5 protein-coding genes and 1 rRNA gene are annotated in these 8,701 nt (G+C 72.7%); 3 read left to right on the top strand and 3 right to left on the bottom strand.

Annotated elements, in window-relative coordinates; all coding sequences use genetic code 11:
• Positions 1-131, bottom strand: a 16S ribosomal RNA gene (locus H181DRAFT_RS18560); the annotation flags it as partial.
• Positions 132-625: 494 nt separating this feature from the next.
• Here H181DRAFT_RS18560 and H181DRAFT_RS18555 point away from each other — a divergent pair.
• Both H181DRAFT_RS18555 and ptsP read left to right on the top strand, forming a co-directional pair.
• Positions 626-1,075: a PTS sugar transporter subunit IIA gene (locus H181DRAFT_RS18555; RefSeq protein ID WP_045865632.1), complete on the top strand. Its 450-nt coding sequence runs from the start codon at positions 626-628 to the stop codon at positions 1,073-1,075.
• A gap of 88 nt (positions 1,076-1,163) precedes the next feature.
• Complete coding sequence (ptsP, locus tag H181DRAFT_RS18550; RefSeq protein ID WP_045865631.1) at positions 1,164-2,834, top strand: phosphoenolpyruvate--protein phosphotransferase; 1,671 nt, start codon at positions 1,164-1,166, stop codon at positions 2,832-2,834.
• Positions 2,835-2,890: 56 nt separating this feature from the next.
• On the opposite strand, the gene H181DRAFT_RS18545 is transcribed toward ptsP, so the two are convergent.
• Together H181DRAFT_RS18545 and H181DRAFT_RS18540 are read right to left on the bottom strand one after the other, a co-directional pair.
• On the bottom strand, positions 2,891-3,808 hold the full coding sequence (locus H181DRAFT_RS18545; RefSeq protein WP_045865630.1) for a hypothetical protein: 918 nt from the start codon (positions 3,806-3,808) through the stop codon (positions 2,891-2,893).
• Positions 3,809-3,884: 76 nt separating this feature from the next.
• Positions 3,885-5,921 carry an acetoacetate--CoA ligase gene (locus H181DRAFT_RS18540; RefSeq protein ID WP_045865629.1) on the bottom strand — a complete coding sequence of 679 codons (2,037 nt, stop codon included), beginning with the start codon at positions 5,919-5,921 and terminating at the stop codon, positions 3,885-3,887.
• A 320-nt stretch (positions 5,922-6,241) separates the two neighbouring features.
• Here H181DRAFT_RS18540 and H181DRAFT_RS18535 point away from each other — a divergent pair, with 320 nt between their 5' ends.
• Complete coding sequence (locus H181DRAFT_RS18535) at positions 6,242-8,689, top strand: glycoside hydrolase family 31 protein (RefSeq protein ID WP_045865628.1); 2,448 nt, start codon at positions 6,242-6,244, stop codon at positions 8,687-8,689.
• Positions 8,690-8,701 lie beyond the last annotated feature (12 nt).

Raw genomic sequence — 8,701 nt, 5'->3', positions numbered from 1 at the left:
AGGGCAGATTGCCCACGTGTTACTCACCCGTTCGCCACTAATCCACCCCCGAAAGGGCTTCATCGTTCGACTTGCATGTGTTAAGCACGCCGCCAGCGTTCGTCCTGAGCCAGGATCAAACTCTCCGTGAATGCTGCAAACAGCACACACGAGAGCGGCACAACCAGGAGGAATAATCCCAGTGTGCACAGCATCCTCGCTGTCTGTATCAAAGAAATCCACGCCCCCATAAACCAAGGGGACGGGGTATCAACATATCTGGCGTTGACTTTTAGCACGCTGTTGAGTTCTCAAAGAACGGACGCTTCCATCGCAACCCTGTCACAGGCCACTCCGGGCGCTTCCCTCTCGGTGATCCCGACGCTATCAAACTCCTTGCCCCGCAACGAAATTGGGGCTTCAGGTCCGAGGCCGGGGGCTCGGACCGAGGGAGACAGTAGCGGTCCCCGGGGACGGGAGCAAATCGGCCGGGTGGAGAACGCCTGGTGGGCGGGGGTGGGGAGGCATACGCCACACGCCGCGCTCTCACGGAGCGGGCCGTTGCGATGACTTACTCTGCAGATCGGTGCGCCGTCCAGGCCTGATGGAGACGGCGGCTGCTCGTCCCCCCATCGGGAGGCATCCCATGACCACTGTGACGTCCCCCCTCTCCGGTGCCGCTGTCGGGCTTTCCGCGGTGCCCGATCCCGTCTTCTCCGGCTCGATGGTGGGCCCCGGCACCGCCGTGGACCCCGTGCGGGAGCCGACCGTGGCCGTTTCGCCCGTCGACGGGATCATCGTCTCGCTGCATCCGCACGCCTTCGTCGTGGTCGACGCCGACGGACGCGGAGTGCTGACCCATCTCGGCATCGACACCGTCCAGCTCAACGGCGAGGGTTTCGAACTCCTCGCCGCCAAGGGGGACTCGGTGGAGCGTGGACAGTCCATCGTGAGCTGGAACCCCGTCGCGGTGGTGGACGCGGGCAAGTCGCCGATCTCGCCGGTGATCGCTCTCGAGGCATCGTCGGACGCGCTGGCGGCCGTCGTCGAAGAGGGACCTGTCGAGACGAGCACGACGCTCTTCAAGTGGAAGTGACGCCGTGCCCCTGCCGCCGCGGGGTGAGGCCGGGTACGCGTGAAGTGCAGCGGTGACGGACCCACCGCATCGACGGGAGATGAGAGAGATGGACGCAACCCTGCGAGGCGTCGGCGTGAGCCACGGAGTGGCGATCGGTGAGGTCCGGCACATGGGGACGGCCGTGCTGGAGCCGCCTGCCGAGCAGATCGCGGAGTCCGAGGCGCCGCGCGAGCAGCAGCGGGCACGGCAGTCCGTCGAGGCTGTGGCCAACGACCTGTCCGCGCGGGGCAATCTGGCGGGTGGTGAGGCGCAGGCCGTCCTCGAGGCGCAGGCGATGATGGCGCAGGACCCCGAGTTGATGGCCGACGTCGAGCGCCGTATCGCTGTGGGGAGCACGGCGGAACGGGCCGTGTACGACGCGTTCGCGGCCTACCGGGCTCTGCTGGCCGGCGCGGGCGACTACCTCGCGGGGCGTGTGGCGGACCTCGACGACGTACGGAACCGGATCGTCGCGCGGCTGATGGGGGTCCCCATGCCGGGAGTGCCCGACAGCGACCGCCCGTTCGTGCTCTTCGCGCGTGATCTGGCTCCCGCGGACACGGCGCTGCTGGACCCGGGGCTCGTACTGGGTTTCGTGACGGAGGAGGGCGGCCCGACGAGTCACAGCGCCATCCTGGCCCGGGCGTTGGGGGTGCCCGCCGTGGTCGCTCTGCCAGGGGCGTGCGAGGTGGCGGAGGGCACGGTCGTCGCTGTGGACGGGAGCACGGGCGCCGTCTCCGTCTCGCCCGGCGAGGAGGAGCAGGCCGCGCTGCGGGCTGAGGCGGCGGAGCGGAGGGCGGCTCTCGACGCCGCGAAGGGGCCGGGGGCCACCTCCGACGGGCACAGGGTTCCGCTGCTGGCCAACGTGGGCGGGCCGGGCGACGTCGCCGCGGCCGTGGAGGCGGGCGCCGAGGGGGTGGGACTGTTCCGGACCGAGTTCCTGTTCCTCGAGGACAGTACGAAGGCGCCGTCGGAGGAGAGGCAGGTCACGGCGTACCGGCAGGTGCTGGAGGCGTTCCCGGAAGGTCGCGTCGTGGTGCGGGTTCTGGATGCGGGGGCGGACAAGCCGCTGGACTTCCTGACGCCGGGGGACGAGCCCAATCCGGCGCTCGGAGTGCGGGGGCTGCGGACGTTGCTGGACCACCCCGAGATCCTGCAGGGCCAGCTCACGGCGCTCGCGAAGGCCGCGGAAGGGCTGCCCGTGTACCTCGAGGTGATGGCCCCGATGGTGGCGGACCGCGTGGACGCCAGGGCGTTCGCCGAGGCGTGCCGTACGGCCGGGCTGCAGGCGAAGGCGGGGGTGATGGTGGAGATTCCGTCCGCGGCTCTGCGTGCGCGGGCGGTGCTGCAGGAGGTGGAGTTCCTCTCTCTGGGGACGAACGATCTCGCCCAGTACACCTTCGCGGCGGACCGGCAGGTCGGCGCCGTCTCCCGGCTGCAGGATCCCTGGCAGCCGGCCCTGCTGGACCTCGTCGCGTCTGCTGCCGACGCGGCCCGGGCCGAGGGGAAGAGCTGCGGGGTGTGCGGGGAGGCGGCGGCCGATCCGCTCCTGGCGTGCGTGCTGACGGGGCTGGGCGTGACCAGTCTTTCGATGGGGGCCGCGTCGATTCCCTATGTACGGGCCACCCTGGCGAAGCACACTCTCGCTCAGTGTTCGCGCGCCGCGGACGCCGCCCGCTCGTCGGACAGCGCGCACGAGGCCAAGGTGGCCGCGCAGGCGGTGCTCTCCGGCGAGTGAGCGGCAGCCGCCGCACCGGCCGTGAAGCACGGCTGCTTCCGGCCGGGCCGCCTGCGTCAGCAGTGCATCGCGCCTCCCGGGTGGGGCAGGCCGAACCCCGGGGCATGGTCGACGCCGGGTTCGGGGGCCAGGGGCTCCCGCGTCGCGGGATCGGTGCAGTAGGCGGTGAAGACCTCGGATGCCGTGAGCGGGCGCAGCCAGCACTCCGCTCTGTCGAGGGACCAGCCGCGGACGGTGTCGCGCGCCAAGCCCGTCTCCCCCTGCGCGCCGGCGTCCGTGCGGAGGACGAGGCCTCCGGCGCTCGCCGTCGCGAATCCCGCCGCCAGTGCGGTGGTCAGAGCGAGGGCCGCCTGTTCGGGAGCGCGGAGTTCGCCTCGCGGCGCACGCCGCACGTCCAGCGCGGTAACGAGGGGTGCCCCTGGGACCGCGACGCTCGCGACGAGATGGTGCGTGCCGCGGCCTGCCCGCTCCAGCAGTGACGTCAGGACGTGGGCGGCGCGGTCGAACGCGGCCTTGCCGATGTCGGTTCCGCACCGCGCGCACGAGCCCGCGCGGGCGAGGATCTCTGTGCCCGCATGCCAGGTGAGCCGGCACGCGTGTGCTTCGCGGAGCTGCGGGAGCAGGTGCCGGAGGGCCTGGCCCCGGTAGGGCATCGCGGTGCCGGACGCGGCGACCTCGGCGACGTAGCGGACGCGGCTGTCCGGCGTGTCCGGGTCGATCCCCTCGGCCTGGCAGAACAGTTCGTAGTCGACGGGGTCGAACAGCACCAGACGGGCAGGGATCTGCTGGGCCTTCAGAGCGCGCAGCAGCCCTTCCAGCCGGCGCAGATACCCGCCGTGCTCCTCGAAGGCGAACGAGCCGTACGCGCGCATCCGCGCGAAGTGCGCACCGTCCGCGAGCACCGGGACGATGCTGGGCACTTCGCGGCGCAGCGAACGGCGTGCCCTGCGCTTACGGCTGCGGGTGTGAGCCATGGTCTCCCCCTGATTCCTGCGGTCACTGGTCACTCACAGTAATCAGGGGGTGTGACAACGGCGTGCCGCCGCCCGGTCAGCCGGTGCGTTCCTTCGACAGCTGCTCGTAGAAGCGCAGCAGCTCCACGTCGTCGACGGAGCCCGGGTTGACGGCCTTGTCCAGGCGGGCGCCCTGCAGGAGGCGCTTGACCGGGACTTCGAGGCGCTTGCCGGTGAGGGTGTGGGGCACGCCCCGGACCTCGATGACCTCGTCGGGCACGTGCCGGGGTGAGAGAGCTTCGCGGATGGTGGCCTTGATCCGGTCCCGCAGGGCGTCGTCGAGCACGGCGCCTTCGGCGAGGTGGACGAAGAGCGGCATCCAGTAGCCGCCGTCGGGCTGTTCGACGCCGATGACCAGCGATTCGCGGATCTCGGGGAGCCGTTCGACCGCTTCGTAGATGTCGGCCGAACCCATCCGCACGCCCTGCCTGTTGAGCGTGGAGTCGGAGCGGCCGTGGATGACGACGGTGTTGCGGCCGGTGAGCGTGATCCAGTCGCCGTGCCGCCAGACGCCCGGGTACATCTCGAAGTAGCTGTCGCGGTAGCGCGATCCGTCGGGGTCGTTCCAGAAGCGGACCGGCATGGACGGCATCGGCCGGGTGACGACGAGCTCGCCGACCTCGTCGGTGAGGGGTTCGCCCTGCGCGTCCCAGGACTGCAGGTCGGTGGCGAGCGAGGGTGCCTGCAGCTCGCCGGTGTGGACGGGGAGCGTGGGGACCGCTCCTGCGAAGCAGCTGCACACGTCGGTGCCGCCGCTGACGGAGGCGATCCACATGTCGTCGGAGATCTCGTCGTGGATCCAGCGGAAGCCGTCGGGCGGCAGCGGTGAGCCTGTGGTGGCGACGCACTTGACGCGGGAGAGGTCGAGCTCGCGTCCCGGGTGGATGCCGGCCTTGCGGCAGGCCATGACGTACGCGGCGGAAGTGCCGAAGAAGGTCGTCCCGGTGAGTGCGGCGACGCGCCACTGCCCGGAGACGTCGGGGTGGCCGGGGCTTCCGTCGTAGGTGACGACCGTGCATCCGGTGAGCAGGCCGGAGACGAGGTAGTTCCACATCATCCAGCCGGTGGAGGTGTACCAGAAGAACCGGTCGCCGGGGCCGATGTCGTTGTGCAGGGACAGCTGCTTGAGGTGTTCGAGCAGGATGCCGCCCTGCGACTGGACGATGGCCTTGGGAAGGCCGGTGGTGCCGGAGGAGTAGAGCACCCAGAGGGGGTGTTCGAAGGGCACCTGCTCGAAGACGGGCGAGGCGTCCTCGGAGCCGGCCGGGGCGGCGACGAGGCCGGACCACTCGAGGGTGCCTTCGGGGGCGTCGGTGCCGAGCAGCGGCACATGGACGACGGCGCGCAGGGTGGGCAGTTCGCGGCGGAGTTCGGCGACGGTCTCGCTGCGGTCGTGCTCCTTGCCGCCGTACCGGTAGCCGTCGACGGTGAACAGCACGACGGGCTCGACCTGCTGGAAACGGTCGAGGACGCTGCGCGCGCCGAAGTCGGGTGCGCAGGAGGTCCATACGCCGCCGACCGCGGCGGTCGCGAGGAGCGCCACCGCGGCTTCGGGGACGTTGGGCAGGTAGCCGCTGACGCGGTCGCCGGGCCGTACGCCGAGGCGGCGGAGCTCGCCGGAGAGCGAGCCGACCTGCCGGCGCAGCTCGCTCCAGGTCACGGTGCGCGGCTCGTGCGCCTCCTCGACGTGCAGCAGCGCGGGCTCACCGGCCCGTGCGGGGTCCTCGGAGGCGCGCAGCGCGTGCTCCGCGTAGTTGAGCGTCGCCCCGGGGAACCAGGTCGCGCCGGGCATCGCCGCGTCCGCCAGCACGGTCTCGTACGGGGAGGAGAAGCGCACCTCGAACCACTCGGTGAGGGCCTTCCAGAAGGCGGCCAGTTCGTCGACGGACCAGCGGTGCAGCGCCGCGTAGCTCGCGGCGGGGTCGTCCGGCACGGCGGCGGGGGCGCCGTGGTGCTCGGCCGCCCAGGACTGGAACCGTGTGATCTGCGCAGCAGCGACGCGGTCCGGGCCCGGCTGCCAGAGGGGCTCCGGCGTGACGGGCTGCGGCTGCGGTGTGCTGTGCGCGGTGGTCATGGGGGCGGCTCCCGGTCCGGCTCGTCTGGCGGTACTCCGCACGGGCGCGGGCGTACCGGTGGGCGTACGTACGGATGGTCAGGACGATGCCACGCGATCACCCCATGCGCCAGGGCGGACGCCACATGCCTCCTTGATCCGGAATGTGGCGCCACCACGGTCCGGAGTGCTGGACGCGGCAGCCGCACGGGCCGGGCGGCGCCGAGTGGGGGCATGGCGTGCCGGGGGCGCAGGGGCGCACGTCAAGGGCTGATGGGCGCTGGATGAACGCCAGTTGAACGCCCCTGACGGGCTCCCCCTGTCCTGGCACTCTGAGGAGCATGGATGCGCGTGACCTGGTGCGGTCGGTGATGTGGGTCGGGACGGCATGGCGGGAACGGCAGGCGCGCACTCCGTGGGGACGCCGGCGCGAGGGTGCGGGGGCGCTGCGGCAGGCCGGGACGGAGCGGGCCCGTGTCCCGGGGGCCGCGTGCGGCGCGCAGGCGCGGCCGGGCGGCGGGGTGATCCGGTTCGAGCGCTCCTCGCTGTGCGTGCGGGTGGCGGTCGGCGGTGCCGTCTTCCTCGGCTGGGACGGGGCGGAGCCGGCGCCCTCGTACGCGCTGGCCGAAGCCGTGCCGGAGCCGGACGGACGGGCGGAGCTGGAACCGGACAAGGCGGGCGGCTGGCGGGTGGTCTCCGAGCGGCTGCTGGTGACGGTCTCCCGGCACGGGGCGGTGGAGGTGCGCACCCCGGGGGGCGAGCTGTTGCGCAGGGAGCTGCCGCCGCGGTGGTGGGAGAGCGCGGCGACGGGCGGGGAACGCGGCCCCTCCGGCGGGCCCCGGCCGGGAGATGGTCCCGTAGCGCCCGGTCGCACCGGAGGTGGTGCGGCCGGTGCGGCGCCGCCTGCCGGTTCCGCGGGGCGCGCGAGGTGGCTGCAGCGGTCCGAAGTCGCCGCCGACGCACGCTTCTTCGGGCTCGGCGCGAGAGCGTGCGGCCCGCCGCTGCGCAACGGCTCGTACCGCCTGTGGAACGCGGACCACGGCCCGGCGGGGCCGTACACCGATCCGCTGCCCGTCACGATGCCGCTCCAGCTGGTCGTCGCGGACGTGGGAACCCACCTGGTCTTCCACGACAACTCCTGGGACGGGCGGGTCACGATCACGGAGGGTGAGGAAGGGCGGGGCTCGGGGCATGACCGTCCCGGCCGGAGCGAGACCCGGATGGACGGCGGTCCGCTGCGCTACTGGGTGATCGCCGGTCCCCCGGCGCGGGTGCTGCACAGCTGGGCGCGCCTGTCCGGTGCGCCGGCGCTGCCGCCCGGCTGGGCGCTGGGGCATCAGCACAGCGGAAGCGGCACGGGCTCCGAGCGGGAGGTCCGTGCCACCGCTGCCGCCTACCGGGACAGAGGGCTCCCTCTGGCGGCCGTGCATCTGGGTGCCGAACATCTCGACGGCTGCCGCGTGTTCACCACGGACACCGCGCGCTTCCCCGATCTGCCGTCGCTGGCCGCGGAGTTGAGAGCCGAGGGCGTGCGTCTGGTGTCGGTCGTGAATCCCGCGGTGCGGCCCGAACCGGGCAACGCCGTGTACGACAGCGGCACGGCCGTGGACGCCTTCGTACGGGACGGACACGGGCGGCGCGTCCAGGCCGTGCTGCGGCGGCCGGGGAAGGCGCTGCTGCCGGACTTCACCGAGCCGCGCGTACGGAAGTGGTGGGGCGAGCTGTACGCGGAACGGCTGGCGCAGGGCTTCGCCGGGGTGTCGCACGAGCTGGACGAGGCGTCCCCCCAGGCTGCCCCGGGCGGCGGGCGGACGGTGCCGCGTGCCGCGCAGCACTCCCTGGAGGGGCGGCGCGGCGACCACCGCCAGGCCCACAACGTGTACGCGCTGGCGATGGCGCAGGCCGCTCACGCGGGGCTGGAGCGACTACGGCCCTCCGAGCGCCCTTTCCTCCTGTCGCGGTCGGGCTGGGCGCGCATGCAGCGGTACGGCGGCACCTGGCCGGGCGAGTCGGCCGCCGACTGGCAGGCGCTCCGGGCGTCGCTGGCACTCGTGGTGGGACTGGGGCTCTGCGGAGTCCCCTACGCGGGGCCGGACATCGCGGGCGGCGCGGCCGCACCGTCGCCGGAGCTGTATCTGCGCTGGTTCCAACTGGCCGCGTATCTGCCGTTGTTCCGCACCCGCGGCACCAAGGGTGCGGGTACGCCCGTCCCTTGGGGCTTCGGGCCGCAGGTGCTGGCGCACTGCTCCGCCGCGATGGCCGAACGGGAGCGGCTGCGCCCGTACTTCAGCACGCTCGCGCAGCTCGCCCACCGCACGGGAGCGCCGTACGTGCGTCCCCTGTGGTGGCAGCATCCGCGTGACCGCGCGCTGCGCGAGTGCGGCGACGCGTTCCTGCTGGGGGACGCGCTCCTCGTGGCGCCCGTGTTCGAGGCCGGGGCGCGGCGGCGGACGGTGCGGCTGCCGCACGGCCGCTGGTACGACACGGCCACCCGCGCGGTCCACGAGGGGCCGGGCGAGGTGCAGTTGGACGCCCCGCTGTCCCGCATTCCCGTGCTCGCGCGGGCGGGGGCGGCCGTGCCGGTGGCGGGACCGGACGGAGGTACGGAGCTGGAGGTCTGGCCGCCCGCACCGGGACGCAAGGGCAGCGGTCTGGTGATCCCCGACGCGGGAGAGGGCTGGGAGCGGAAGCCGCCCGAGCGGTTCACGGTCTCGCTGGAGGAGGGCAGGACGGTGGTCACCCGGCAAGACGGCACCGCCGCGGGGTACCCGGTGCGGGTGCGCAACTGATAGACGATGGCC

This window comes from Streptomyces sp. WMMB 714 (assembly GCF_900090125.1).
GTDB classification, from domain to species: domain Bacteria; phylum Actinomycetota; class Actinomycetes; order Streptomycetales; family Streptomycetaceae; genus Streptomyces; species Streptomyces daqingensis.
This window is presented reverse-complemented; position numbering and strand designations above follow the sequence as displayed.

Coding starts and splice junctions, on each gene's coding strand:
- H181DRAFT_RS18555 (WP_045865632.1), top strand. CDS start 626: ATGACCACTGTGACGTCCCCCCTCTCCGGTGCCGCTGTCGGGCTTTCC.
- ptsP (WP_045865631.1), top strand. CDS start 1,164: ATGGACGCAACCCTGCGAGGCGTCGGCGTGAGCCACGGAGTGGCGATC.
- H181DRAFT_RS18545 (WP_045865630.1), bottom strand. CDS start 3,808: ATGGCTCACACCCGCAGCCGTAAGCGCAGGGCACGCCGTTCGCTGCGC.
- H181DRAFT_RS18540 (WP_045865629.1), bottom strand. CDS start 5,921: ATGACCACCGCGCACAGCACACCGCAGCCGCAGCCCGTCACGCCGGAG.
- H181DRAFT_RS18535 (WP_045865628.1), top strand. CDS start 6,242: ATGGATGCGCGTGACCTGGTGCGGTCGGTGATGTGGGTCGGGACGGCA.